This window comes from Oerskovia sp. NPDC057915, assembly GCF_042887685.1.
Classification (GTDB): Bacteria; Actinomycetota; Actinomycetes; order Actinomycetales; family Cellulomonadaceae; genus Oerskovia.
The window spans coordinates 146,452-171,616 of sequence record NZ_JBHVOS010000001.1; the positions used below are offsets into that span (position 1 = coordinate 146,452).

Annotated in this window: 26 protein-coding genes and 1 riboswitch; of the genes, 18 read left to right on the forward strand and 8 right to left on the reverse strand. The window is 72.9% G+C overall.

The window, feature by feature from the left end:
- Positions 1-80 precede the first annotated feature (80 nt).
- Together ACFVQ3_RS00685 and ACFVQ3_RS00690 are read left to right on the forward strand one after the other, a co-directional pair.
- Entirely contained in the window at positions 81-431 is a 351-nt protein-coding gene (locus tag ACFVQ3_RS00685; RefSeq protein ID WP_387633883.1) for a DUF3039 domain-containing protein, read from the forward strand.
- A gap of 62 nt (positions 432-493) precedes the next feature.
- A complete protein-coding gene (locus ACFVQ3_RS00690) occupies positions 494-2,278 on the forward strand; it encodes a DEAD/DEAH box helicase (RefSeq protein ID WP_387634136.1) in 1,785 nt (594 codons plus the stop codon).
- 235 nt (positions 2,279-2,513) lie between these two features.
- Here the strand turns inward: ACFVQ3_RS00690 and ACFVQ3_RS00695 are convergent, their stop codons facing one another.
- Positions 2,514-3,905, reverse strand: a complete 1,392-nt coding sequence (locus ACFVQ3_RS00695) for a nicotinate phosphoribosyltransferase (RefSeq protein ID WP_387633885.1) — start codon at positions 3,903-3,905, stop codon at positions 2,514-2,516.
- A gap of 188 nt (positions 3,906-4,093) precedes the next feature.
- Between ACFVQ3_RS00695 and clpS the strand changes: the two genes are divergently transcribed.
- From clpS to rdgB, 7 genes are all read left to right on the forward strand, one after another.
- Positions 4,094-4,357: an ATP-dependent Clp protease adapter ClpS gene (gene clpS, locus ACFVQ3_RS00700; RefSeq protein ID WP_246857946.1), complete on the forward strand. Its 264-nt coding sequence runs from the start codon at positions 4,094-4,096 to the stop codon at positions 4,355-4,357.
- Positions 4,327-5,007 (forward strand): DUF2017 family protein, encoded by a 681-nt coding sequence (locus ACFVQ3_RS00705; protein ID WP_387633887.1) that lies wholly within the window; start codon positions 4,327-4,329, stop codon positions 5,005-5,007. The genes clpS and ACFVQ3_RS00705 overlap by 31 nt, the downstream gene beginning before the upstream one ends.
- A 144-nt stretch (positions 5,008-5,151) precedes the next feature.
- Positions 5,152-5,307, forward strand: coding sequence for a hypothetical protein (locus tag ACFVQ3_RS00710; protein WP_164984102.1), 156 nt, complete (start codon positions 5,152-5,154; stop codon positions 5,305-5,307).
- Positions 5,308-5,476: 169 nt separating this feature from the next.
- On the forward strand, positions 5,477-6,280 hold the full coding sequence (gene murI / locus ACFVQ3_RS00715; protein WP_387633889.1) for a glutamate racemase: 804 nt from the start codon (positions 5,477-5,479) through the stop codon (positions 6,278-6,280).
- Positions 6,280-7,140: an MBL fold metallo-hydrolase gene (locus ACFVQ3_RS00720; protein ID WP_387633891.1), complete on the forward strand. Its 861-nt coding sequence runs from the start codon at positions 6,280-6,282 to the stop codon at positions 7,138-7,140. Before murI ends, ACFVQ3_RS00720 begins: the two co-directional genes overlap by 1 nt.
- Positions 7,141-7,160: 20 nt before the next feature.
- Positions 7,161-7,919 carry a ribonuclease PH gene (rph, locus tag ACFVQ3_RS00725; protein WP_191788891.1) on the forward strand — a complete coding sequence of 253 codons (759 nt, stop codon included), beginning with the start codon at positions 7,161-7,163 and terminating at the stop codon, positions 7,917-7,919.
- A gap of 14 nt (positions 7,920-7,933) precedes the next feature.
- On the forward strand, positions 7,934-8,599 hold the full coding sequence (gene rdgB / locus ACFVQ3_RS00730) for an RdgB/HAM1 family non-canonical purine NTP pyrophosphatase (protein ID WP_387634138.1): 666 nt from the start codon (positions 7,934-7,936) through the stop codon (positions 8,597-8,599).
- A gap of 205 nt (positions 8,600-8,804) precedes the next feature.
- Here the strand turns inward: rdgB and ACFVQ3_RS00735 are convergent, their stop codons facing one another.
- Complete coding sequence (locus tag ACFVQ3_RS00735; protein WP_387633893.1) at positions 8,805-9,221, reverse strand: DUF3054 domain-containing protein; 417 nt, start codon at positions 9,219-9,221, stop codon at positions 8,805-8,807.
- Between the two features lie 144 nt (positions 9,222-9,365).
- On the opposite strand from ACFVQ3_RS00735, the gene ACFVQ3_RS00740 reads away from it, so the two are divergent.
- On the forward strand, positions 9,366-11,060 hold the full coding sequence (locus tag ACFVQ3_RS00740) for an ABC-F family ATP-binding cassette domain-containing protein (RefSeq protein ID WP_387633895.1): 1,695 nt from the start codon (positions 9,366-9,368) through the stop codon (positions 11,058-11,060).
- A gap of 22 nt (positions 11,061-11,082) precedes the next feature.
- Here the strand turns inward: ACFVQ3_RS00740 and ppk2 are convergent, their stop codons facing one another.
- The 5 genes from ppk2 to ACFVQ3_RS00765 form a co-directional block, all read right to left on the reverse strand.
- Positions 11,083-11,934, reverse strand: coding sequence for a polyphosphate kinase 2 (gene ppk2 / locus ACFVQ3_RS00745; protein ID WP_387634140.1), 852 nt, complete (start codon positions 11,932-11,934; stop codon positions 11,083-11,085).
- A 109-nt stretch (positions 11,935-12,043) separates the two neighbouring features.
- A complete protein-coding gene (locus tag ACFVQ3_RS00750) occupies positions 12,044-12,748 on the reverse strand; it encodes a Pr6Pr family membrane protein (RefSeq protein ID WP_387633897.1) in 705 nt (234 codons plus the stop codon).
- A complete protein-coding gene (locus tag ACFVQ3_RS00755) occupies positions 12,745-13,314 on the reverse strand; it encodes an NUDIX hydrolase family protein (RefSeq protein ID WP_030151560.1) in 570 nt (189 codons plus the stop codon). Before ACFVQ3_RS00755 ends, ACFVQ3_RS00750 begins: the two co-directional genes overlap by 4 nt.
- Before the next feature lie 109 nt (positions 13,315-13,423).
- Positions 13,424-15,082, reverse strand: a complete 1,659-nt coding sequence (locus ACFVQ3_RS00760; RefSeq protein ID WP_387633900.1) for a pyridoxal-dependent decarboxylase — start codon at positions 15,080-15,082, stop codon at positions 13,424-13,426.
- The gene (locus ACFVQ3_RS00765) at positions 15,069-16,499 is read right to left on the reverse strand and encodes an MFS transporter (RefSeq protein ID WP_387633902.1); all 1,431 of its coding nucleotides are present in this window, start codon (positions 16,497-16,499) and stop codon (positions 15,069-15,071) included. The genes ACFVQ3_RS00760 and ACFVQ3_RS00765 overlap by 14 nt, the downstream gene beginning before the upstream one ends.
- 172 nt (positions 16,500-16,671) lie before the next feature.
- Between ACFVQ3_RS00765 and trxA the strand changes: the two genes are divergently transcribed.
- On the forward strand, positions 16,672-17,061 hold the full coding sequence (trxA, locus tag ACFVQ3_RS00770) for a thioredoxin (protein ID WP_336706310.1): 390 nt from the start codon (positions 16,672-16,674) through the stop codon (positions 17,059-17,061).
- Positions 17,062-17,138: 77 nt separating this feature from the next.
- On the opposite strand, the gene ACFVQ3_RS00775 is transcribed toward trxA, so the two are convergent.
- Positions 17,139-17,891: an NAD(P)H-dependent oxidoreductase gene (locus tag ACFVQ3_RS00775; RefSeq protein ID WP_387633904.1), complete on the reverse strand. Its 753-nt coding sequence runs from the start codon at positions 17,889-17,891 to the stop codon at positions 17,139-17,141.
- Positions 17,892-17,958: 67 nt separating this feature from the next.
- Between ACFVQ3_RS00775 and ACFVQ3_RS00780 the strand changes: the two genes are divergently transcribed.
- The 7 genes from ACFVQ3_RS00780 (at position 17,959) to ACFVQ3_RS00810 (ending at position 25,026) form a co-directional block, all read left to right on the forward strand.
- Positions 17,959-18,546: a TetR/AcrR family transcriptional regulator C-terminal domain-containing protein gene (locus ACFVQ3_RS00780; protein WP_387633906.1), complete on the forward strand. Its 588-nt coding sequence runs from the start codon at positions 17,959-17,961 to the stop codon at positions 18,544-18,546.
- 161 nt (positions 18,547-18,707) lie between these two features.
- Positions 18,708-18,914, forward strand: coding sequence for a dodecin family protein (locus ACFVQ3_RS00785; RefSeq protein WP_056651409.1), 207 nt, complete (start codon positions 18,708-18,710; stop codon positions 18,912-18,914).
- A gap of 219 nt (positions 18,915-19,133) precedes the next feature.
- Entirely contained in the window at positions 19,134-19,442 is a 309-nt protein-coding gene (gene rplU, locus ACFVQ3_RS00790; protein ID WP_191789147.1) for a 50S ribosomal protein L21, read from the forward strand.
- 75 nt (positions 19,443-19,517) lie between these two features.
- Entirely contained in the window at positions 19,518-19,775 is a 258-nt protein-coding gene (rpmA, locus tag ACFVQ3_RS00795) for a 50S ribosomal protein L27 (protein ID WP_030151568.1), read from the forward strand.
- Between the two features lie 90 nt (positions 19,776-19,865).
- On the forward strand, positions 19,866-21,389 hold the full coding sequence (gene obgE, locus ACFVQ3_RS00800; RefSeq protein ID WP_387633908.1) for a GTPase ObgE: 1,524 nt from the start codon (positions 19,866-19,868) through the stop codon (positions 21,387-21,389).
- A gap of 277 nt (positions 21,390-21,666) precedes the next feature.
- Positions 21,667-22,809, forward strand: coding sequence for a glutamate 5-kinase (proB, locus tag ACFVQ3_RS00805; RefSeq protein WP_387633910.1), 1,143 nt, complete (start codon positions 21,667-21,669; stop codon positions 22,807-22,809).
- A 153-nt stretch (positions 22,810-22,962) separates the two neighbouring features.
- A riboswitch (SAM riboswitch) is annotated at positions 22,963-23,074 on the forward strand.
- Positions 23,075-23,373: 299 nt separating this feature from the next.
- Positions 23,374-25,026: an ABC transporter substrate-binding protein gene (locus ACFVQ3_RS00810; RefSeq protein WP_387633913.1), complete on the forward strand. Its 1,653-nt coding sequence runs from the start codon at positions 23,374-23,376 to the stop codon at positions 25,024-25,026.
- Positions 25,027-25,165: the final 139 nt, after the last annotated feature.

The window sequence follows — 25,165 nt, forward strand, 5'->3', positions numbered from 1 at the left end:
CCCTCAGCCGCCCGTCGGTTCCGATCACGCCCCTGGTCGGAGCCGACGGGTTTCTCCTTCCCCGACGTAGACTCGAGATCATGATCGAACCCCTGACCCTTCCCACCGACGGACCTGCGGCAGGCAGCCCGTCCGGACCGGAACCGATCGTCCCGGACAGCGACCCGAGCAGCGGGACGTCGACGAGCGTCCTCGAGCGCACGGAGACCACCGCGGAGGTCGAGCCCGGGGACCACGAGCGTTTCGCGCACTACGTGCGCAAGGAGAAGATCATGCAGTCGGCGCTGTCCGGCAAGCCCGTGATCGCGCTCTGCGGCAAGGTCTGGGTGCCGGGCCGTGACCCCAACAAGTTCCCGGTGTGCCCCACCTGCAAGGAGATCTACGACGGCCTTCGCGCCCCGCAGGACGGCGAGGGTGATTCCGGCAAGTGAGCGGGCAGCCTCTCTCGAACTCGTCCGCTCGCCCGTCCTCGAACCTTCCTCCCTCAGCACCGCTGGGGGCATCCTCTGCTGCCGCGTCGCACCTGTCGCCGGCCTTTCCTCGTCGTGCCCCGTGGGGCACAGCCTCCAAGCTGCGCGCCTGGCAGGCCGAGGCGCTCGAGCTCTATCGCACCCGTGCACCGCGTGACTTCCTCGCAGTCGCGACCCCTGGTGCGGGCAAGACGACGTTCGCACTCCGCGTCGCGACCGAGCTCCTGGAGCAGGGGGTCGTCCGTCGTGTGACGGTCGTCGCTCCCACGGAGCACCTCAAGCACCAGTGGGCAGACGCCGCCGCGAGAGTCGGTGTCCGCATCGACCCGAACTTCCGCAACAGCCAGGGCCGTCACGGTTCGAGCTACGACGGCGTCGCGCTCACGTACGCCCAGGTCGCGGCGAAGCCCGCGCTGCACACCGCACGGACCGAGGCCGAGCGGACCCTGGTCATCCTCGACGAGGTCCACCACGGTGGAGACGCCCTGTCCTGGGGCGAGGCGGTGCGGGATGCGTTCGAGCCCGCGACCCGTCGCCTGGCCCTCACGGGCACCCCGTTCCGGTCGGACACGGCAGCGATCCCGTTCGTGACGTACGAGCGGGGCGCCGACGGCATCCGCCGGTCGGCAGCGGACTACACCTACGGCTACGGCGACGCGCTGCGTGACCACGTCGTGCGCCCGGTGATCTTCCTGTCCTACTCGGGGCAGATGCGTTGGCGCACCAAGTCCGGTGACGAGGTCAGCGCACGTCTGGGCGAGGCGCTGACGAAGGACATGACGGGGCAGGCCTGGCGCACAGCGCTGGATCCCGACGGCGAGTGGATCCCGTCCGTGCTCGCGGCGGCCGACAAGCGCCTGACCGAGGTCCGCCGGGCGATCCCCGACGCCGGAGGACTGGTCATCGCGACCGACCAGACCGACGCTCGTGCCTACGCGGGTCACCTGGCCCGCATCACGGGCAGGTCGCCGACGGTCGTCCTGTCCGACGACGACGGCGCGAGCGGCCGCATCGACGAGTTCTCGGACGGTGACGGTCGGTGGATGGTCGCGGTCCGGATGGTCTCCGAGGGTGTCGACGTGCCGCGGCTCGCGGTGGGCGTCTACGCGACCTCGACCGCGACCCCGCTGTTCTTCGCCCAGGCCGTGGGGCGTTTCGTCCGTGCTCGAAAGCGCGGCGAGACCGCGTCGGTGTTCCTGCCGAGCGTGCCGCACCTGCTCGCGCTCGCGAACGGCCTGGAGCTCGAGCGTGACCATGCGCTCGACCGTCCGCTCACGGCCGAGGAGCAGGGGGACATGTACAACCCCGAGGACGCGCTCATGGCCGCTGCCAACCGGGAGGACAAGGCGTCCGACGATCTCGCGGACGGCATGCAGGGGTCCTTCCAGGCGCTCGAGGCGCAGGCGTCGTTCGACCGTGTGCTCTTCGACGGTGGTGAGTTCGGGACGGAGGCGGACGTCGGCTCGGACGAGGAGCAGGACTTCCTCGGGCTGCCTGGCCTGCTCGACGCGGACCAGGTGACGAGCCTGCTGCGCCAGCGTCAGGCGGACCAGATGTCCGCCCGGTCCAAGAAGTCGCGAGCGGCCGAGGTCGAGCGCAGCGAGCTCGACCACCGTCGTGCCGCCGAGCTGCGCAAAGAGCTGTCGCAGCTCGTCGGTGCGTGGGCCCGTCGCAGCGGGCAGCCGCACGGCACGGTGCACACCGAGCTGCGCCGCCGCTGCGGTGGGCCCGAGGTGCCGCTCGCGACCGTGGACCAGCTCGATGCACGGGTCGCGGTGCTCCGCGGCTGGTTCGTCGGCAAGAAGTAGTCACGGCCGACGAGCTCCGGGGACGCCGTCGTCGCAGGAGGCCCACACGCTCGACGAGCGTGTGGGCCTCTCGCGGACGCGGACTGCGCGTCACCGTCGGTGGTCGCGCTCGTCACCGTCGGTGGTCGGGCCCGTCACCGTCGGTGGTCGGGCCCGTCACCCTCGGCGGTCGGGCCCGTCACCGTCGGTGGTCGCAAACGTCACCCTCGGTGGTCGCAAACGTCACCCTCGGCGGTCAGCCGAGCGTGCGCGTCACGGTCGGGAGCGCAGGGTCGCCCGCGGAGAGCCGTCGCGCGCCGCGGGGCAGCTCGGCCCGGGCCTCGGCATGGCGTCGCGCGGCGTTGTGGACCCCGTAGGCGCCGATCCAGCGGGAGTCGACGGCGCCGTCGACCACGAGGGGCACGTGCAGGGGGCGCAGGTCCTCGTCGTCGGCGGGCTCCCAGACGGCGACGACGTCGTCGGGCCCTGTGACGAGGACCTCGGCGACGGCCCTGCCGTCCTCGCCGTACTGGCGCGCCGCCGCCTTGCGTCCTCCCGTGCTCGTCTTGAGCGTCGAGGCCTTGGCGACCGGCTGCAGGACGCCGTCGGTGTCGGAGCGGGCGACGAGCTTGTAGACCATGCCGCACGTCGGGGCGCCCGAGCCGGTCACGAGCGAGGTGCCCACGCCGTAGGCGTCGACGGGCGCGGCGGCCAGGGCGGCGATCGCGTACTCGTCGAGGTCGGACGTGACGGTGATGCGGGTGCCGGTCGCGCCGAGCCCGTCGAGCTGCTTGCGCACCTCGACGGCCTGGATGCCGAGGTCGCCCGAGTCGAGGCGGACGGCACCGAGCTCCGTGCCGGCGGCGGCGATCGCGTTCTTGACGCCCTGGCGGACGTCGTAGGTGTCGACGAGGAGCGTCGTGCCGACCCCGAGCGAGGCGACCTGCGCCGCGAAGGCGGACAGCTCGTCGTCGTGCAGGAGCGTGAAGGCGTGCGCGGCCGTCCCGATCGTCTCGATCCCGTACCGGCGTCCGGCCTCGAGGTTCGACGTCCCGGCGAAGCCCGCGATCGAGGCCGCACGGGCTGCGGCGACCGCGGCCAGCTCGCTCGCCCGGCGCGAGCCCATCTCGAGGCAGGGGCGGTCGACGGCGGCGCTCGTCATGCGCGACGCGGCCGACGCGACCGCGGAGTCGTAGTTGAGGATGGACAGGATCAGGGTCTCGAGCAGCACGGCCTCCGCGAACGTGCCCTCGACGACCATCACGGGGGACTGCGGGAAGAAGACGTCGCCCTCGGCGTACCCGGTGATCGAACCGGTGAAGCGGTAGCCCGCGAGGTAGTCGAGCGTGCGGTCGTCGACCACGCGCGCCTCCTGGAGCCAGCCGAGCTCGAGGTCCGTGAAGCGGAACGTCGCGAGCGACTCCAGGACGCGGCCGGTGCCGGCGAGCACGCCGTAGCGCCGGCCGGCGGGCAGCCGCCGCGTGAAGACCTCGAACAGGCAGTGCCGGTCGGCGGTGCCGTCGGCCAGGGCTGCCTGCAGCATGGTGAGCTCGTAGCGGTCCGTGAGGAGCGACGTCTGCGCGGACGGTGCGAACGGGGCGGTGCGGGCGGCCGGGGCGTCCGTGCCCAGGGGGTCTGCGGGACTCATGTGCTCAACCTAGGCCAGACGGCGGCGCCGTGGCGTGCGCCGGGCGCCGGTGGACGCGGCGCGGGCCTCCCGCGGGGCGGCGCAGGCCTCCCACCTGGCCGTGGACACGGCGTGGGAGGACTTCACCCACCACATAGAGTGGGGGTGTGACTGGAACGGCGACCGCGGGGCCCCGCCTCGACGAGGAGATCGACACGCGGGAGGGGCTCTCCCTCGCCGACACCTGGGTGACGCTCGTCTGGAACGACCCGGTGAACCTCATGAGCTACGTGACGTACGTCTTCGAGAGCTACTTCGGGTACACGCAGCAGAAGGCGAGGACGCTCATGCTCCAGGTGCACCAGGAGGGGCGCGCGGTCGTCTCGTCGGGCGGCAGGGAGAAGATCGAGGTGGACGTGCAGGCGATGCACGAGTTCGGGCTGTGGGCCACGATGCAGCGGAGCGGGGAGTAGTGCGGCCGTTCCGGCGGGCGCGGCGTGGGTACGTCGCGGAGCTGAGCGCCTCGGAGCGCCTCGTGCTCGCGCACGTCGTGGGGGACGTGGTGGAGCTCCTGCAGGAGCAGACCGGCACGGTTCCCCCGGAAGATCCCGAGGCGTCCCGGATCGAGGGGGTCGCACCGTTGGCGGCGCCTCCCGAGGACGTGCAGGCACCCACGGACCCGGCGGTGCGTCGCCTGCTGCCGGACGCCTCGCGCGAGGACGGCGAGGTGTCGGCGGAGTTCCGCCGCTTCACGCAGGGCGACCTCGTGGCGGAGAAGGCCCAGCGGCTCCTGCTCCTCGCGGACCTGCTGCTCGCGGGCGACCCGCAGGACGCCGAGGCGTTGACGCCGCTGATCGTCCGGCCCGACGACGCCCGTCGCGTCGCGGGAGCCCTCACCGACGTCCGGGTCGTCCTCGCGGAACGTCTGGACCTGCGCACCGACGACCAGGTCGAGGACCTGCACGAGGAGGTGCTGGCCCGCGAGGAGTCGGGGGTCGAGCCCCCGGAGGAGGCGCCCGACGCCGCGCGGCGTTTCCTGGCGAGCGTGTTCCTGCTGTCGGGGTGGTTGCAGGAGTCGTTGGTCGAGCTGATGCTCGCCGAGGTGCGTCGCGCGCCCCGCTGATCCCCGGCACCTCCACGGTCGCGTATCACGCTTATAGGCCACTCGCCAGATGTGTGTCAAGATGCGAGGAGGGTGAAGTGGTGCCACGATTGTCCTGGTTGAACCGGGACGTCCGCGTCCCGGCCGAGAGAATAGAGGGACAACATGCCTACGTGGCTCATCATCCTGCTCGTCGGAGTCGTGCTGCTCGTGTTCGGTGTGGCGGTCGAAGCAGCGAAGTTCCTGATCTGGCTCGGCATCATCGTGCTCGTCGTCAGCCTCGTGGTGGGGCTGATCGGACGGGGCAAGGCGAGGGTCTAGGCGACCCGGGTCGCCGCCTGACGGCGGCGGCCCGGGGCCGGGACCGAGGGCGTCGCACGCGTGTGCGGCGCCCTTCGTCGTGCCGTGGCGCATGCTTGTGGTCGGTCCCACAGGCCCGCGTGGGCAGCGTGACCGCCCTTTCCTGCGACCCGGCACTAGGCTCGTCCCCGTGAACGACGCACCCATCGGCATCTTCGACTCGGGAGTCGGGGGCCTCACGGTCGCCCGCTCGATCCTCGACCAGCTGCCGAACGAGTCGCTGCTGTACATCGGTGACACGGCGAACAGCCCCTACGGGCCCAAGCCGCTCGCCGCGGTGCGGGCCATGGCGCTCTCGATCATGGACCAGCTGGTCGACGAGGGCGTGAAGATGCTCGTCATCGCGTGCAACACGGCGTCCTCGGCGGTCCTGCGCGACGCCCGCGAGCGGTACACGGCGCGCTACGGGCTCCCGGTCATCGAGGTGATCCTGCCCGCGGCCCGCCGTGCGGTCGCCGCGACGCGCACGGGCAACATCGGGGTGATCGGGACGCGTGCCACCGTCGAGTCCCGGGCGTACGACGACGCGTTCGCGGTGGCCCCGGGCCTGCGGCTCACCTCGCAGGCGTGCCCGGAGTTCGTCCGCCTCGTCGAGGCCGGCGTGACGTCGGGGCCAGAGGTCCTCGAGATCGCGCACGAGTACCTGGCCCCGATCCGCGCCGCGGGTGTCGACACGCTCGTCCTGGGATGCACGCACTACCCGCTCCTGACCGGCGCCATCTCCTACGTCATGGGCGAGGAGGTCACGCTCGTCTCGAGCGCCGAGGAGACCGCGAAGGACGTGTACCGCACGCTCGTCGCGCACGGGCTGGAGCGCTCGCGCGATGCGGGCGCCCCGCAGCACCGGTTCCGGGCGACCGGCAGCGCCGAGCCGTTCGACCAGCTCGCGCGCCGCTTCCTCGGGCCCGAGGTCTCGCTCGTGGAGGCCGTCTGATGCGCCTGGTCGTCATCGGTTCCTCGGGTTCGTTCGCGGGTCCCGACTCGCCGGCCTCCTCGTACCTCGTCCAGGTGCCCGACGACGTCTCGCCGGACGGGCGCGAGTGGAACCTCCTGCTCGACATGGGCAACGGCGCGCTGGGTGCACTGCAGCGGTTCGTCGACCCACGCCGGCTCGACGCGATCGGGCTGTCCCACCTGCACCCCGACCACTTCGTCGACGTGTGCGGGCTGTACGTCTACCTCAAGTACCACCCGGACCGGGCTGCCGCCGCTGTCGCTGCGCCCGCCGCGGCGTCTCCCGTGCGGCCCGGCGACGAGCCCTTCGCGGGGGCGCTGCCCGTGTGGGGGCCGTCGAACACGGCCGAGCGTATCGGGGCTGCCTACGGCCTCGAGGCGGGGGAGTCCATGGAGTCCCAGTTCGCGTTCCGTTCCTGGGAGCCGGGGCAGGTGGTCGCGGTGGGGCCGCTGGAGATCGAGCCGTTCCGGGTCTACCACCCGGTCGAGGCCTACGGCGTGCGGGTCACGGGGCCCTCGAGCCTGGTCCCGGGCGAGCGGGTCACGCTCGCCTACACGGGGGACACCGACGCGTGCGAGGGTGTCGTCGAGCTTGCACGGGACGCCGACCTCCTGCTGGCCGAGGCCGCGTTCCAGGAAGGGCGGGACGACGCGGTCGACCGCGGCATCCACCTGACGGGCAGGCGTGCGGGCGAGGTCGCGACCGCGGCCGGCGCCAGGCGGCTGGTCCTCACGCACCTACCGGCCTGGAACGACAAGCAGGCCGCGCGCGACGAGGCCACCGCGGTCTACGCCGGGCCGGTCGATCTCGCGGCGACGGGTCGGGTCTTCACGCTCTGAGGCCCCGATAGGCTGGCTCCATGACTTCAGCCTCCACCTCCCAGACCGTCCGTGCGGACGGCCGCACGCCCGACGAGCTCCGTCCCGTCACGATCACCCGGAACTGGCTCGACGCCGCCGAGGGCAGCGTGCTCGTCGAGTTCGGGCGCACGCGCGTGCTGTGCGCGGCCTCGTTCACCGAGGGCGTGCCGCGCTGGCGCAAGGGCTCGGGGCAGGGCTGGGTCACGGCCGAGTACTCGATGCTGCCGCGCGCGACCAGCACGCGCAGCGACCGGGAGTCCGTCAAGGGGCGCATCGGTGGGCGCACGCACGAGATCTCACGCCTCATCGGGCGCTCGCTGCGCGCGGTCATCGACGTCTCGGCGCTCGGTGAGAACACGATCGTGCTCGACTGCGACGTCCTGCAGGCCGACGGCGGTACGCGCACCGCGGCGATCACGGGCGCGTACGTCGCGCTCGCGGACGCCGTGACCTGGGGCAAGAAGCACGGGGCGATCAAGGGCGGCAAGAAGGTCCTCACGGACTCGGTCTCGGCGGTGAGCGTCGGCATCATCGACGGCACCCCCATGCTCGACCTGCCCTACGTCGAGGACGTGCGCGCGGACACCGACATGAACGTCGTGGTCACGGGTTCGGGCGACTTCGTCGAGGTGCAGGGCACGGCCGAGCACGCGCCGTTCAACCGCACCGAGCTCGACGTGCTGCTGGACCTCGCCCTGCGCGGCACGTCCGAGCTCGCGATCATCCAGCAGCTCGCGCTCGACGAGGCGTCGCGGTGAGCGCTGAGTCCGGCGTGAGCGTCCCCACGGGTGCCCGGCTCGTCCTGGCGACCCACAACGTCGGCAAGCTCGGTGAGCTTCGGGCGATCCTCGCGGCGCAGCCCGGCCTGGACCTGCCCGCGGAGGCCGTGGTCTCGGCGCGCGAGGTCGGCGCCCCGGAGCCCGTCGAGGACGGTGTGACCTTCGCCGAGAACGCGCTCATCAAGGCCCGCGCTCTCGCCGCGGCGACCGGTCTGCCGGCCGTGGCCGACGACTCCGGCCTCGCGGTCGACGTCCTGGGCGGTGCGCCAGGCATCTTCTCGGCGCGCTGGTCCGGCCGGCACGGGAACGACCAGGCGAACCTCGACCTGCTGCTCGCGCAGCTCGGCGACGTCCCTGCGGAGCACCGCGCGGCAGGGTTCGTGTGCGCGGCCGCGCTCGTGACGCCCGACGGGGGAGAGTGGGTGCGCACGGGCGAGATGCGCGGCACGCTGCTGAGCGCCCCGCGTGGCGCGGGCGGCTTCGGCTACGACCCGATCCTCCTGCCCGATGGCGAGACCCGGTCCGCGGCCGAGCTGTCGGCCGAGGAGAAGAACGCGATCAGCCACCGCGGCCAGGCGTTCCGTGCGCTCGCACCGCTGGTCGTCGCGGTGCTCACGGGCGTCGCGATCGACGAACCCCAGGTCCAGCCGCTCGCCTGAGAGGCCCCCGGCCGGGTTCCGCCTGATCGCAGGTGGGGCCCGTGCCGGGCCGTACGTCGAGAACGACGTTCCGTGCGCTCGACCACGATGTTGCGGTCGCCAGAGCGGGCAGAACGACCCCCACCTCGTTCTCGGCACCAGGGGGGCTCAGGGGATCGAGCCGAGGACGCACTGCCGACCCGCTCAGGTCCTTTGACGTGCGGGCCTACGCGCGCCCGCGGACCGCGACCACCAGGAGCGCGACGAGCCGCCACCCCACGAGGGTCGCGAGCAGGAACGCCGCCGACACCACGAGGAATGCCGTCGCGAGTCCCTCGCCCGTGGCGGCGCGCAGCGCCATCCCCACGACCCACGTCGTGACCCACAGGACCAGCCCGGTCGGCCAGGCCGCGAGCGGGCGGCGCCACGCGCGCAGCACGACCCATCCGACGGCCAGCCCCACGAGGAACGGCCACGCGATCGTCAGGACGGCGGTCAGCGGGCTGTCCGCGGAGTGCGTCGCCCGACCGCCGGCCGCGAACGCGAGGACCGCGACGACGTCGAGCACGACGGCCAGGGCGACGGCGCCCGTCCGGACGGCGGGACGGGACGTGGCAGGGGCGGTCGAAGGCGTCGGCGTCATGGCCACGACGCTACCGGAGGGAGACCCGGCACGTGCGCCCGCCGGCTGGCGCACAGGCGCCGTCCACGGGCCGGACGGGGGCCGGACAGGGCCGGACGGGACGGAAGGGCGCGCCCGCCCGTCGGCTCCCTCTAGGGTTGACCCGTGCACCTGGCTGTCGACGACCTCTCCTTCTCCTACCCCGGACGCCCCGTCCTCTCGGGTGTCTCGCTGCGCGTGGGCGCCGGTACGCGGCTCGGTGTCGTGGGGGAGAACGGCACGGGCAAGTCGACGCTCCTGGGGGTCCTGGCCGGGCCCCTGGCCCCGAGCGGGGGCGAGGTGCGCCGCCAGGGCTCGCTCGCCGTCGTCGAGCAGGAGCTCGTCCCGCTGCCCGGGCAGACCGTCGGTGACCTGATCCACGACAGCCTCGCGACGGTGCGTGCCGTGGGGGCCGAGCTCGACGCCGTGACGCGCGACTTCGACCACGAGCACGGCAACCTCGCCGAGCTGTCCGACGTCCTGGCCCGGGCCGAGCACCTGGCGGTGTGGGACGCGGACCGTCGCGTCGAGGTCGCGCTGTCGCGGCTGGGGGCGTGCCGCGACCCGCGGCGTGAGCTCTCGACGCTCTCCGTGGGGGAGCGCTACCGCGTGCGCCTCGCGTGCCGCCTGGCCGAGCGCAGCGACCTGCTCCTGCTCGACGAGCCGACCAACCACCTCGACACGAGCGGCATCGACTTCCTCACGGGCGAGATCGTGGCGTGGGGCGGCGGGATCGTCATGGTCACGCACGACCGCCAGCTGCTCGACGACGTCGCGACCGAGATCCTCGACCTCGACCCCGCGATGGACGGCAAGCCCGTGCTGTACGGGCAGCCGGGCTACCTCGCCTACCGCTTCGCCAAGAACCAGGCCCTGCACCGGTGGCGCCAGCGCTACCGGGCCGAGCGCAAGCGCGCCGAGAAGCTCGCCGAGCGGCTCGACGCCTCCTACGAGGGCCTGTCCGACGAGTGGCGTCCCGCCAAGGGCAGCCAGAAGCACCGGCGCGCGACGCACGCGCGCATCCACGTCAAGGCGGCGGACCGCCTCGTGCAGAAGCTCGAGGCCGAGGCCGTCGAGGTCCCGGTCCCGCCGCTCGAGCTGCGCTTCCCGGACCTGCTGGCCATGTCGCCCGGCTGGTCGCCCGAGACCCCGCTGCTCGAGGTCCGCAGCCCGCGCGTGGACTCCACGCCGCGCGTCCAGGGCGCCGCGCCCGGAGACCTGCCCGACGGCGGAGCGACCGCCGGTGCGTCACGCTCCGGGGCGAGGCTCGACCTGCCGGGCACGCGCATCGCGATCCCGCCGTCGGGTCGGCTGCTGATCACCGGACCGAACGGGTCGGGCAAGTCGACCCTGCTGGCGGCGCTTGCGGGCGCCGTCGACCTCGACCGGGGGACCAGGACCGTCGCCGACGGCGTGCGGGTCGGGATCGTCGCGCAGGAGGGACCCGCGCTGCCGCCGGGCGCCGAGGAGCGCACGGGCTTCGAGGAGTACGCGCAGGAGGCGCTCGACCTGCTCTCGGCGGGTACGCTCGACCCGGACTACCTGGTGCCCGTCGCGTTCCTGGGGCTGCTCAGCGAGGAGGATCTGGACCGGCCGCTGCGCGAGCTGTCCGCGGGGCAGCGCCGCCGCTTCGACCTGGCCCGTGCGCTGCTGGCCGTGCCGCACGTCCTGCTGCTCGACGAGCCGACCAACCACCTCTCGATCGACCTGGTCGACGAGCTCACCCAGGCGCTGCGCGTCACGCCTGCGGCCGTGGTCGTCGCGACGCACGACCGCAGGATGCGCGAGGACTTCGCGGACTGGCCGACGCTCGAGCTCTAGGCCGCTCTCGGCCCGGAGCGTCTCAGAACCCGTTCTCGGGGTCGCCCAGGAGCTGGGCCACGTGGTCCGGGACGTAGTTCGCGAGCTCGCGCGGAGGACGCACGTAGTCGCCCGACGCCGGTGGGCGCTCGGGCAGGACGACCTTGTCGTGCGGCACGTCGACGTAGGGGATCGTCGAGAGCAGGTGCGAGATCATGTTGAGCCGGGCGTTCTTCTTGGAGTCGGACTCGACCACGAACCACGGGCTCTCGGGCAGGTCGGTGTGCGCCATCATCTCGTCCTTGGCCCGTGAGTAGTCCTCCCAGCGGTGGATCGACTCGAGGTCCATGGGGCTCAGCTTCCACTGGCGCACGGGGTCCGAGAGCCGGGACCGGAAGCGCTTGAGCTGCTCGCCGTCCGAGACCGAGAACCAGTACTTGCGCAGGATGATCCCGTCGTCGATGAGCATCTGCTCGAAGACGGGGGTCTGCTCCATGAAGCGGTCGTACTCCTGCGGGGTGCAGAAGCCCATGACCTTCTCGACGCCGGCCCGGTTGTACCAGGAGCGGTCGAACAGCACGATCTCGCCCGCCGCGGGCAGGTGCGCGATGTAGCGCTGGTAGTACCACTCGGAGCGTTCGCGCTCGGTCGGCGTCGGCAGGGCCGCGATGCGCACGACGCGGGGGCTGAGGTACTGCGTGATGCGCTTGATCACGCCGCCCTTGCCGGCCGCGTCGCGCCCCTCGAAGATCACGACGACCCGTGCTCCGGTGGCCTGGGTCCACTGCTGGAGCCTGACGAGCTCCGCCTGGAGCCGGAACAGCTCGGCCTCGTAGACCTCGCGGGGCAGCGAGCGGTGCTCCTGCTTCCTCGACTTCTTCGACTGCTTCGTCATGCTCGACTTCTTGGAGGTCTTCGACATGGCGTCACGCTACCGCTGCGGCAGGGTGACGTGGCGGGACGCGCGCGACGTCCGCGCGCCAGCGGGGTCGTCCGGGTCGCCGTCAGCGCCCCACGGCCTCGGGCGACGGCGCGGGCCTCAGGTGCCGGTCGACCCAGCCGAGCCCTGCCGCGAGCAGCAGGAACACGACGGCCACGACGCCCGTGTTGAGCAGCGCCTGCGGGTACCCGATCTCGGTCGCGTCCATGAAGGGGTACGGGTACCAGCGCGAGAACGCGCCCTGCACGAAGATGTAGACGATCCACGCGAGCGGCGCGGCGACCGACCACCAGATCGTCGCGGTGTCGATGCGTGGGCGCGGCCCCACGACGAGCCACCCGACGACCGCGAGCAGCGGCCCGGCCTGGTGCATGAAGAGGTTCGTGACGAGGCCCGCGACGCTCAGCTCCTGGAGGCCCGCGAGGACGGTGTTGTAGACGATGCCGGTCACGGCGATGCACAGCAGCGCGTCGAGCCGGGCGACCCGGAAGAGGCGGCCGTCCCGCAGGGGGTCCACGAGAAGCAGCACGCACGTGACCCCGACCAGGATGTTCGACAGGATCGTGAAGTAGCTGAAGAAGTGCACGACCGTCGTCGTGATCGAGTCGCCGTCCGCCGGTCCGCGGCCGAACGTCGCGAAGAGCTCCCACACGACACCGGTGAGCGACATCGCCGCGACCACGCCGTGCCACCAGCGGGCGGCCGTCCGTCCGCGCAGCCGGTCGCCCACGCCGCCGCCCGACGACGACGTCACCGGTGCCGAGGTCACGAGAGGCGGCCGACGTACGCCATGGCCTGACGCAGGAGCGTGCCCTGCCCGCCGTGCATCTCGAGCTGCACCTGGTCGCTGCACGCCTGCTCGGGCGTGAGCCAGGCGAGCTCGAGCGCCTGCTGCTGCGGCTGGCAGTCGCCAGAGACCGGGACGACGTACGCGAGCGAGACAGCGTGCTGGCGGGGGTCGTGGTACCCCGTGATACCGGGCGTCGGCAGGTACTCGGCGACCGTGAAGGGCTGCGGGGACGCCGGGACGTGGGGCAGGGCCACGGGTCCCAGGTCCTTCTCGATGTGCCGCAGCAGCGCGTCGCGGATCCGCTCGTGGTACATCACGCGCCCCGAGACGAGGGCCCGGGTCATCTGCCCCTCGGGGGTCACGCGCAGCAGCAGCCCGACCGCGACCACGTCGCCCGAGTCGTCGACCCGGACCGGGATCGCGTCGACGTAGACGAGGGGCAGGTGGGAGCGCGCGGCCGCGAGGTCCTCCGCGCTCAGCCACCCGGCGGGCTGGGGGATCTCGCGGGAGAAGTCGTCGGGCGGGAAGTCGGCGGTGTCCGTCACCTGACTGTTCTACCACCCGGGACGGGCTCTCGCGCTGAAGCCGGTGGGCGGGGCCGGGTCCGGGGCAACGGTGGCCGCACGGACCCGGACCCCACCCGCCGGTCGGGGCTCAGGAGCCCCCGGGCGCCACTGCCCGCGCGTCGACCGGCGGTCCCACGGGCTCCGCGAGCCGCGCGATCAGCTCGACCAGCAGGCGCTCGCCCACGGGGGCGGGCAACGCCTCGACCAGGGCCAGGAGCGGTGCCATGGGCCCCGTGCCCGGCTCGGGGGCGTCGCCGCCCCGCGGGTCGGAGCCACCGAGCACGGCGGCCTGCACGAGCTCCCACGCCGCGCGCGAGTCGAGCGCGCCCAGGGCCGCGAGCACCTCGCTCGCGGCTGCCCCGGGCGCGAGCGTCGCGACGAGCGCCCCCAGGACCTCCCGGGGATCGGGGCGGGGAACCCCGCGGACGGCGTCCGCAGCGGTGAGCAGCGCGGCACCCAGCTCGTCGACCACGCCCGCGGTCACGGGGGTCACGGTGAGGTGCGTCGTGTGCGGCAGGCGCGAGCCGTCGGGCTGGGTCCAGCCGGGCTGCGGCTGGAGCACGAACCCGCTCGCACGCACCGCATCCGACCACACGTGCGGGTCGATCCGCCGGCCCGCGGGCGCCGACTCGTCGGTCGCGACCGCCACGAGCGGCCCCACGGGCTCGCCGACCACGCGCAGGCCCTCGATCGAGTCGAGCACCTCGCGCAGCGCGCCCGTCGCGGCGGCGCACCGGGCCGTGACGGCCCGGTAGCCGGGCACGCCGAGCGCCTGCGTCACGGCCCAGGCAGCGGCGAGCGGCCCCGCCGACTTCGAGCCCATGATCGTCGAGTTCACGACCGGGTAGCCCGGCCAGCGCGTCGTCGCGAACAGCTGGTGGCGCTGCCGGTCGCGGTCGCGCGTGAGCAGGACCGAGGCTCCCTTGGGGGCGTAGCCGTACTTGTGCACGTCGGCCGAGATCGAGGTGACCCCGGGCACGCGGAAGTCGAAGGGCGGGACCGGCGCGGCGTCGTCGGGCCAGAAGGGCAGGACCCACCCGCCCACGCACGCGTCGACGTGGACCGGGACGCCCAGGGCGCTCGCGGACGCCGCGACCTCCTCGACCGGGTCCACGACCCCGTGCGGGTAGGACGGCGCCGAGACGACGACGAGCGCGACGTCGCTCCCGTCGCCGATCGCGGCGGCCATGTCGGCCGGGACCGCTCGGCACGTCGCCGGGTCCACGGGGACGAGCACGAGGTCGAGCCCCAGGTAGGCCGCGGCCTTGTGGAACGCGGCGTGGACCGTGCTCGGCGCCACGACCTTGGGTGCGAAGCCGAGCGTCGCGAGCGTGCGCCGGGCACCGTCGGCCTGCGCCGGCTGCGCCGCGAGGAACGCGTCACGGGCCGTCTTGACGGCGAGCAGGCAGCTCTCGGTCCCGCCGGACGTCACCGTCCCGACGACACCGCTCGCGTCCTGCGCGCCCGTCCCGTGGAGCATGTCGCGCGCGAAGGCCACGAGCTCGCGCTCCATGACCGCGACCGACGAGAACGTCGTGGGGTCCAGGGCGTTGAGCGGCTGGACCGCGCGGATCGCGTCCCCGGCGAGGGTGTCGAGCTCGGCCAGGTCCGGGTCGTAGACGTACGAGAGCACACGGCCCCCGTGCGTCGGGGCGTCGGCCGCACGCAGCGCTGCGAGGCGGTCGAGGATGCCCTCGGTCCGCAGGACGGGCGGGGCGGGCAGGGGGGTGTCGTCAAGGGCGCTCATGCGCGGCGGACTCCTCGGTGGGCACGTCGATGTCGCCCCTGCGCAGTCGATAGCGTACGAGGGCCAGGAGGCTCAGCGCGACCAGGACCGCCGGGACGAGCGAGAACGAGAGCGCGATACCGTCGACCGCCGCCGCGGACTGCTCGGGCGTGAAGCCGGCGCTCGACGACTGGTAGCCCGTGACCCACTGCACGAGGCTGAGCAGCCCGGCGCCGAACGCCATGCCCGTCGTCTCGCCCGCTGTCCACACGCCGCTGAACGCCCCGCCACGGTCCGACGCGCCCGGGACCGTCGAGGGCACCGTGCGGGCGTCGTGCGCGATCACGTCCGGCAGCATCGCGAGGGGGAGCGCCTGCATGCCCGCATACCCGACGCCTGCGAGCGCGGTCGGCAGGTACACCCAGGCACCGGGTGCCCACGCGAGCGGCACCATGCAGAGCGTCGCGACCGCGAACAGCGAGCTCGCGAGGACGAAGCTGCGCTCCTTGCCGACCCGGCGCGCGAGCCGGTTCCAGAGCGGCATGACGAGCAGGGCAGGCGCGATGAGCGCCGCGAACAGCAGGCTCACCGCGAGGTCCGACTCGAGGACGTAGGTCGCGACGTAGTTCGCGGCCGCGAGCATGAGGCCCGTCGCGAGGGCCTGGAGGAAGAACGCGGTGAGCAGGACGCGGAAGGGCTGGCTGCGACGCAGCGTCGCGACGGCCTCCGAGACCGCGATGCGGAAGGCGCTCGTGGCCGAGGTGGCTGCGTGCGGTGCCGCGGCCTGCGCGCCCGGGGGGAGCGACGCCGTCGGGCCGGCTGCCCGGGCGCCGCGCGGGGCCACCCGGGACGCGACGAGCATGCCCGCCCCGATGACCAGCCCCGCGACCACGCCCAGCGTGAGGTAGCCCGACAGCGAGCTCGTCTCGCCGCGCAGCACGGGACCGCCGGCGCCGAACAGCAGGATCGCGAACGCGAGCGTCGCGACCCGCCAGCTGATGAGGCGTGTGCGCTCGTCGTACGTCGGTGCGATCTCGGCGGGCAGCGCGATGTACGGCACCTGGAACAGCGAGAACGCCGTGGCCGCGAGCAGGAAGGCCACGAGCACCCAGATCGAGGCCGCGACCGTCGACGCACCGCCGGGCACGGCGAAGGTCAGCGCGAAGAACACGGGGATCGTGCACGCGCCGACCGTCATGAAGCGTCGCCGCGAGCCGGTGCGGGCCAGGTCGCGGTCGCTGCCGTACCCGATGAACGGGTCGATCACGACGTCCCAGACCTTGGCGCCCGTGACGACCAGTCCCGCGACCGCTGCCGGGACCGCGAGCGCGTCCGTCAGGTAGTACAGGAGCATGAGTCCGGGCAGGGTCCCGAACCCACCCGTGCCGACCGAACCGATGGCGTATCCCGCGATCGTGCGCGGCCTGAGGCGTTCCACGCGCCACAGCCTAGACGTGACCTGGGTCACCGTGGTGGAGGTCGGGGGAGCTCGCGGCCCCGGGGGCCCCGACGGGCGAGCACGTGTGACCCGGCGTATGTTCGCCCGCGGGCCGGGAATACCTCCCGGGAACCCGTTGCTGCACCTGGTGAACCCCTCAGGAAGGACCTTCATGGCAACCCAGGAACTCACCGGCGCCACGTTCGAGCAGACCATCAAGGACAACGACATCGTCCTGGTCGACTTCTGGGCGTCGTGGTGCGGACCGTGCCGCCAGTTCGCCCCGGTGTTCGAGGCGTCCTCGGAGACCCACCCCGACGTCGTGCACGGCAAGATCGACACCGAGGCCGAGCAGTCGCTCGCCGCCGCCGCGAACATCACCTCGATCCCGACGCTCATGGCGTTCCGCGAGGGCGTCCTCGTGTTCTCGCAGCCCGGCGCGCTCCCCGCCCCGGCTCTCGAGCAGGTCGTCGAGGCCGTCAAGGGCCTCGACATGGACGACGTCCGTGCGCAGATCGCCCAGGCCTCGGCCGCGGAGTCGAACGGTCAGGCGAACGCCTGACGCGTCGACCGCTCGTACCACCGAAGGACCCCGGCCTCGGCCGGGGTCCTTCGTCGTGCCGGGGCGTCGAAGGGTCGTCAGGCGGCCGGCCGCGTGGCCGGCTCGTTCCTGGTGGTCCCGAGCGCGGGCCCGTGCCCGGCCCCTGATCGTGCGGCGGTCCGGCGGGCCGCGCGCTCGCGCGCCCGGCCCGTGGGCTCGGGGAGGCGCGCGAACCGGCGCTCGAGCGCGGCCAGCCACCGTGCGCGCCGGACGGGGGAGACCTCGGCGACGCGGGCGTGGTTGACCCAGCGGACCCGTGGCACGCCGAGCTGGCCGAAGACCCCGCGGGCCACGACGCGGTGCACCGGGGCGCCGAACCAGAGCCGGTAGAGCGGGCCCGGGGTCGTCATGGTCGTCACGAGCGTGACGCCCGACAGGCCGAGCAGCCCCTGGAGCGTTCCGACGCGGCTCTCGGTGTACGCGAAGCCCGGGACGAGGACCTTGTCGAAGAACCCCTTGAGGCGTGCGGGCATGACCTCCCACCAGACGGGGTGGACGAGGACGAGGTGGTCGGCGGCGGCCAGGCGGTCCTGGTACTCCGCGGCCCGCGGGTCGACGGTCCGCCCCTCGCGCCACGCGCCCAGGTCCGCGCGCCGTACTACGGGGTCGAAGTCGTCGAGGTCGAGGTCGATCACGTCGACGTCGTGTCCCGCGCTGGTCGCGCCGCGGACCGCCGCGGCGGCGAGGGCCCGGCTGTAGCTGCCTTCGTAGGGATGGTCGATCACGAGCAGGATGCGCACCGAACTCTCCTTAACGTTGTTCAATCTAACAACGTTAGAGTTGCTGAACACCGTTAAGGTGTCAAGGTGAGGGCGTGCGGCCGACCCGTGGCCGCCGACGATCCGAGGAGGACGGCCGATGGCCGAGCGGCTGGACCGGGAGCGCGTCGTGCGCGCGGCGCTCGCGCTGCTCGACGAGGTCGGGCTCGACGGCCTGACCCTGCGCAGGCTCGCCCAGGACCTCGGCGTCAAGGCCCCCGCGCTCTACTGGCACTTCGCGAGCAAGGCCGACCTGCTCCACGAGATGGCTGCCACGATGCTGCGCGACCTCGTCGACGGGGAGGCCTGGGACGAGGCGACCCTCGCCGGTTCGCCCTGGCAGGAGTGCGTGCACGACTCCGCGGCGAACCTGCGCCGGATGCTGCTCGCGCACCGCGACGGCGCGCGAGTCTTCGGCGGCACCCTCGTCACGGACGAGGCGCTGCGCGACGCGGTCGAGGTCCCGCTGGGCATCCTCACGTCGGCAGGCTTCACGCCCGACGACGCCGCGCACGCCTGGGGGACCGTGCTCAGCTTCGTCCTGGGCTTCGTCGTCGAGGAGCAGGCGGTCGGTGGTGCCGGCGGTGCCGAGGGTGCTGGCGTTCCTGAGGGTGCCGGCGGTTTCGACGAGCGGTTCGGCTTCGGCGCCGACGTGATCGTCGCGGGGCTGGCCGCACGGCTGCGCTGACGTCGCGAGGTGCGCGCCGCGCCGGCGGCGCGACGCGCGGCACGGCGGCAGGGGCCGCGTCACGGGTGCATGGCCCGGGCTGGCGTCCTGACGTCGCGCGGGGGATCGTGGAGGGGTGCGCGGACGCGACGAGGCGTCCGCCCTGGACGGCGGAGGACGTCATGAGCGGCTCGGTAGCGCGCATCACCCAGATCAGTGCACGGTCCGACGTGAGCTTCGACGACGCGGTGAAGACCGGGATCGAGCGGGCGAGCGAGACGCTGCGTAACCTCACGGGTGCGTGGGTCAAGGAGCAGAAGGTCGAGGTCAGGGACGGGAAGATCGTCGCCTGGCAGGTCGCCCTCGAGGTCACGTTCGTCCTCGACTGAGGCTGGTCACGGCGGGCGCGTCGGCTTGACCCGTGGAGGGGCGGGCGGCTATTTGACCCTGCCTCCGGGAGTCCCGTACCCTTGAACGTCGGTGCGCTCGGTGCGCACTGGTCCCGTGTGCCCATGGTCCGGTCGCACTCGCACGCCACGGTGTGTTGAGTCCTGCCAAGACGACCAGACATGGCGAGCACGCCAAGACTAGAAGAGATGAGCAACAACGTGGTGTACGCGATCGTCAAGGCCGGTGGCCGCCAGGAGAAGGTGTCCGTCGGCGATATCGTCGTCGTCGACCGTCTGTCGGCTGGTGCCGGACAGTCCGTCGAGCTTCCTGCGATCCTGCTGGTGGACGGGGAGAAGGTGACCCACGACGCTGCGGCGCTCGCGAAGGTCAAGGTCACTGCTGAGGTCGTCCGGGACGAAAAGGGCCCGAAGATCACGATCCTCAAGTACAAGAACAAGACCGGCTACCGCAAGCGCCAGGGTCACCGTCAGCAGCTGACCCGCCTCAAGGTCACCGGCATCAAGTGACTTCCCTCGGCGGCTCGTGAGGGCCGCCGCAGGTGATCCCACCCCCTCTTCTTCCAGCACGAAAGCAGGTTCGACATGGCACACAAGAAGGGCGCGAGCTCCTCGCGCAACGGTCGTGACTCCAACGCCCAGCGCCTCGGCGTGAAGCGCTTCGGTGGCCAGGTCGTCAGCGCCGGCGAGATCATCGTCCGCCAGCGCGGCACCCACTTCCACCCGGGCAACAACGTCGGTCGCGGTGGCGACGACACGCTGTTCGCCCTGACCGCCGGTGCGGTCCAGTTCGGTACGCGCCGCGGGCGCAAGGTCGTCGACATCGTCTCGGCCGAGGCCTGATCCACGACGCAGCACGCTTGACAGGAGGGGCGCACCGACGCGGTGCGCCCCTCCTGGTGTTCTTCCCCCCTGCTTGAGAGGACCATTTCCATGGCCACGTTCGTCGACCGCGTCGTCCTGCACGCCTCCGGCGGTGACGGCGGCAACGGTTGCGCCTCCATCCGTCGGGAGAAGTTCAAGCCGCTCGCCGGCCCTGACGGCGGCAACGGGGGTGATGGTGGGACCGTGCGGATCGTCGTCGACTCCCAGACCACGACGCTCCTCGAGTTCCACCACTCGCCGCACCGCCACGCGACCTCCGGCACCCAGGGCATGGGTGACCACCGCGCGGGTGCCGCCGGCGGTGACCTGGTCCTGCGCGTGCCCGACGGCACCGTGATCAAGGACACCGACGGCAACGTCCTGGCCGACCTCGTCGGCGAGGGCGCCGAGTACGTCGCCGCCGCAGGTGGCCGTGGCGGCCTCGGCAACGCCGCGCTCGCGTCCCAGCGCCGCAAGGCGCCCGGCTTCGCGCTGCTCGGCGAGCCCGGCGAGGAGGCCGACTTCGTCCTCGAGGTCAAGTCGATCGCCGACGTCGCGCTCGTCGGGTTCCCGAGCGCCGGCAAGTCCTCGCTCGTCGCCGCGATCTCGGCGGCCCGGCCCAAGATCGCCGACTACCCGTTCACGACCCTCGTCCCCAACCTGGGCGTGGTCCAGGCGGGCGACTCGCGCTACACCGTCGCCGACGTCCCCGGCCTCATCCCGGGTGCGAGCCAGGGCAAGGGGCTCGGCCTCGAGTTCCTGCGCCACATCGAGCGCACCGCCGTGATCGTGCACGTGCTCGACTGCGCGACGCTCGAGCCCGACCGCGACCCCATCTCCGACCTCGAGGCGCTCGAGGCCGAGCTCGACGCCTACGCGGGCGACCTCGACATCGAAGGGGCCCGACTCCCGCTCAACGAGCGCCCGCGCCTCGTGGTGCTCAACAAGATCGACGTGCCCGAGGCCCGCGAGCTCGCCGAGCTCGTGCGCCCCGACCTCGAGGCCCGCGGCCTGCGCGTCTTCGAGATCTCGACCGCGAGCCACGAGGGCCTGCGCCCCCTGACGTTCGCCCTCGCCGAGCTCGTCGACCAGGCTCGCCGTGACGCCCCGGCCCCCGCGCCGGCACGCACGATCCTGCGGCCCAAGGCCGTCGACGACGCAGGCTTCACCGTGACCCGCAAGGGTGGCGCAGAGACCGGCTTCTACTACGAGGTCCGCGGCTCCAAGCCCGAGCGCTGGGTCCGCCAGACCGACTTCTCGAACGACGAGGCCGTGGGCTACCTCGCGGACCGCCTCGCACGACTCGGCGTCGAGGAGAAGCTCTTCAAGGCAGGCGCCGTCGCAGGGGACGAGGTGCGCATCGGCTCGGACAAGAACGCGGTCGTGTTCGACTGGGAGCCCACGCTCATCACGGGCTCCGAGCTCCTCGGCGGCCCGCGCGGCTCCGACCTCCGGCTCGAGGACACAGCGCGGCCCACCCGGTCCGACAAGCGTCGCGAGTACACCGAGCGCATGGACGCCAAGGCCGAGGCCCGCGCCGAGCTGTGGACCGAGCGCGAGTCCGGGCACTGGACGGACCCCGACCAGGACTGACCCTCTGGTGGCGGGTCGACGGTTCGCCGGACGTCGGCGGACCACGGGTCCCGTCCGCAGCACGTCCGCCCGCAGGGCGGGTACGGCCCTCGGGTCGTGCCCGCCCTGCGGCGTCCCCGGGTGGTGCCGGCCCTGCGGGCAGGCGGGACGGGCGCCCGGAGGGGAGCGACGTCGTCGGGGCCGGAAGGGACGGCGCGCTGCCCACGGCGTCCCACCGTGAGGTGTCACACGCTGACACGGCGCCCCGTCCGGGCGCCCGGCGCGGGATGATGAGCCCGTGAATGCGCTCTCCGCCCGCTCCCAGGTCGCCACGGCCCACCGGGTCGTCGTCAAGATCGGCTCCTCCTCCCTCACCGGACCGGACGGGCACCTCAGCGTCCCGGCCCTCCACGCGCTCGTCGACGTCATCGCGGCCCGCCACGCGGCGGGCGGGCAGGTCGTGCTCGTGACGTCGGGAGCGATCGCCGCAGGGATCGGGCCGCTCGGCCTGAGCGCACGACCGCGCGACCTCGCGACGGCCCAGGCCGCGGCCTCGGTGGGTCAGGGGCTCCTGGTCGCCCGGTACGCGCAGGCGTTCGCCGAGTACGGCATCCGCGTGGGCCAGGTGCTCCTCACGGCCGAGGACACCATCCGTCGCGGGCACTACCGCAACGCGCAGCGCTCGCTCGAGCGGCTCCTGGACCTGGGGATCGTGCCGGTCGTCAACGAGAACGACGCGGTTGCGACCGACGAGATCCGCTTCGGGGACAACGACCGCCTCGCAGCCCTGGTCTCGCACCTGGTGCGCGCCGACGCGATGGTCCTGCTGACCGACGTCGACGGCCTCTACGACGGCCCGCCCTCACGCCCCGGCACCCAGCGCATCCGCGAGGTCCGGTCCGCGCTCGACCTCGAGGGCATCGAGGTCACGGGACGCGGCAGCTCGATCGGGACGGGCGGCATGCTCACCAAGCTCGAGTCGGTGCGCATCGCGACGGGCTCGGGCATCCCGGTCGTCCTGACCAAGGCCGCGCACGCCGAGGGCGCCCTCGCCGGGCGCGAGGTCGGCACCTGGTTCGCCGTGACGGGCAAGCGCACCACGCGCCGGCGCCTGTGGCTGGCGCACGCGGCCCGCACGCGCGGACGCCTCGAGCTCGACGAGGGAGCGGTCACCGCGGTCCTGGGCGGGCGGGCGTCGCTGCTTCCCGCGGGCGTGGTCGGCGTCACCGGTGACTTCGACGCGGGCGACCCCGTCGAGCTCGTCGCGCCCGACGGGCGCGTGATCGCGCGCGGCCTCGTCGCGTTCGACTCGAGCGACATCCCCGACCTGCTCGGGCGCTCGACGCACGAGCTGCGCGACCGGCTGGGCGAGGGGTACGACCGCGAGATCGTGCACCGCGACGACCTCGTGCTCGTCGGGCGCAAGCGCAAGGCGAACTGACCGGGGTCCTCACCCCTGCTCGACCCCGGACGGGGCCCGGCGACCCGCCTCCAGGGTCGTCCGGGCCCCGTTGCGCGCTCGGGGTGTCTCAACCTGTGGGACGGCCCTCTCACCCCTTGACTCTCCGACCGCGGGAGGCTTTCCTGTGCGGCAGGTGAAGAGCGCCAGCGCCAAGACCCGGCTCGCTGGCCAGCAACCCTTCGACGTGACGGGGTGCTCCGGGTGGTACCTGACCGCGACCCGTCGGGCGCGGTAAGCACACGGAGGAACGGGCGATGCGCGCACTCGGCACGGAACAGGAGCACGACCGCAGGGTGGAGCGCTGCCTCGGCGGCACCGGACCCCTCGGCCGCTGTTGTCCCTGACCCGCTGCTGAACCCCGGCCGCACCTGACGCACGGCCGACACCACGCCGCGTCCCGCCTCCGCCGTCCCACGACGGCTCCCCACCGCCGCTCACCGTGAGCCCGGCGTCGATCCGACGCACCCACGGTCCGTCGGCGACCCCTCAGCGCCCCGGCCATGCCGGACGGACGGCGCGCACGACCGAAGGAGCACCTCTCGCATGTCCCTCTCGACCTGGCCCTCGGGCCCCGGTGGCCGCACGGCCCCGTCCCGCCGCGCGCTCACCGCGGCCTCCGTCGCCGCGACCGCGCTCCTGCTCGGGGCGTGCGGCACCGGTGGTGGCAGCACGGCGGACGGCACGTCCCCCGGCCCGACGGCGGAGCCCGTCCCGGGCGGCAACCTCACCTTCGCGGTCACGGTCGACTCGCACTGCATCGACCCGCAGCAGGTCGGGAACAACGACGCGATCGCCTCGGCCCGTCAGACCGTGGCCTCGCTCACCGCGCAGGACCCCGACACGGGCGAGATCCTGCCGTGGCTCGCGGAGAGCTGGGAGGTCGACGCGGACGCGACGAGCTTCACGTTCACGCTCCGCGAGGGACCGACGTTCGCCGACGGCACGCCGATCGACGCGGCCGCGGTCAAGACGAACTTCGACAAGATCGTCGAGCTCGGTGCAGCGGCCTCGCTCGGCTCGGCCTACCTCGTCGGGTACGAGGGGACCACGGTCGTGGACCCTCGCACCGTGCGGGTCGACTTCTCGGCACCCAGCGCCCAGTTCCTCCAGGCGTCCTCGACCTTCTCGCTCGGTCTGCTCTCGCCCGCGTCCGCCGCGCTCAGCGTCGAGGACCGGTGCGCCGGGAAGTTCGTGGGCTCCGGGCCGTTCGCGGTGAAGTCCTACACGTTCGACCAGGAGGTCGTGCTCGAGAAGGTCGCGGGCTACGACTGGGCCTCGGAGGCCGACGACCACACGGGGGAGGCATACCTCGACACCGTGACCGTGAAGTTCGTGCCCGAGGCCAGCGTGCGCACCGGCAGCCTGCTCTCGGGACAGATCGACGCGACCGCAGCCATCAGCACGGTCGACCTGCCGCAGTTCGACGGCAACGGCTTCTGGCTCGCGTACCGGGCGAACCCGGGCGTCGTCTTCAACCTCTTCCCCAACGAGTCGCGCCCGCTCGCCGCCGACCCGGCGGTGCGGCAGGCGATCAGCAAGGGCATCGACCGCGAGGAGATCGCCGCGACGCTGCTGACCCCGCAGGACGAGCCCGCGACGAGCGTGCTGTCGCACTCGACCCCGCTGTGGGCCGACGTCTCGGACGACCTGGCGTACGACCCCGACGGTGCCGAACAGCTCCTCGACGACGCCGGCTGGGTCAAGGGCGCCGACGGTGTCCGGGTCAAGGACGGCCAGCGGCTGTCCACCACGGTCACGTTCTGGCAGGTGGCCGAGCCGCTCGAGCTCGTCCAGCAGCAGCTCGCGAAGATCGGCGTGGACCTCCAGCTCAAGCAGGTCACGGTCGCCGAGTCCACCGAGCTCAAGAAGTCCGGAGACTTCGACTTCGACTACTACAACCTGACGCGCTCGGATCCCGACGTGCTGCGCACGATCTTCTCGGCCAACGCGCGCAACATCAACAAGCGGGCGCCCGAGGAGGTCGACGACCTGCTCGACCGCTCGGCGGCGTCGACCGACGTGGCCGAGCGGCAGGAGCTCGTGACCGAGGCCGCGCGTCTCCTGGTGCAGCAGGGGCACTCGATCCCGGTCTACGAGCTGTCGACCACGATCGCCGCGGCCGACACGGTCCACGGCCTGGGCTTCGAGGCCTCGACCCGCCTCGACTTCTACGGCGCCTGGGTCCAGCAGGACTGAGCCCCGGGACGGCGGGACGCGCAGGACGCGTCCCGCCGCGCCGATGCTCGGCCGCCGATCCCTCCAGACGACCCGCGCGCCCCCACCGCGCGCCCCCTTTGCGTCCCACCGCGCGGCCGCAACCACGCATCGCCATCTG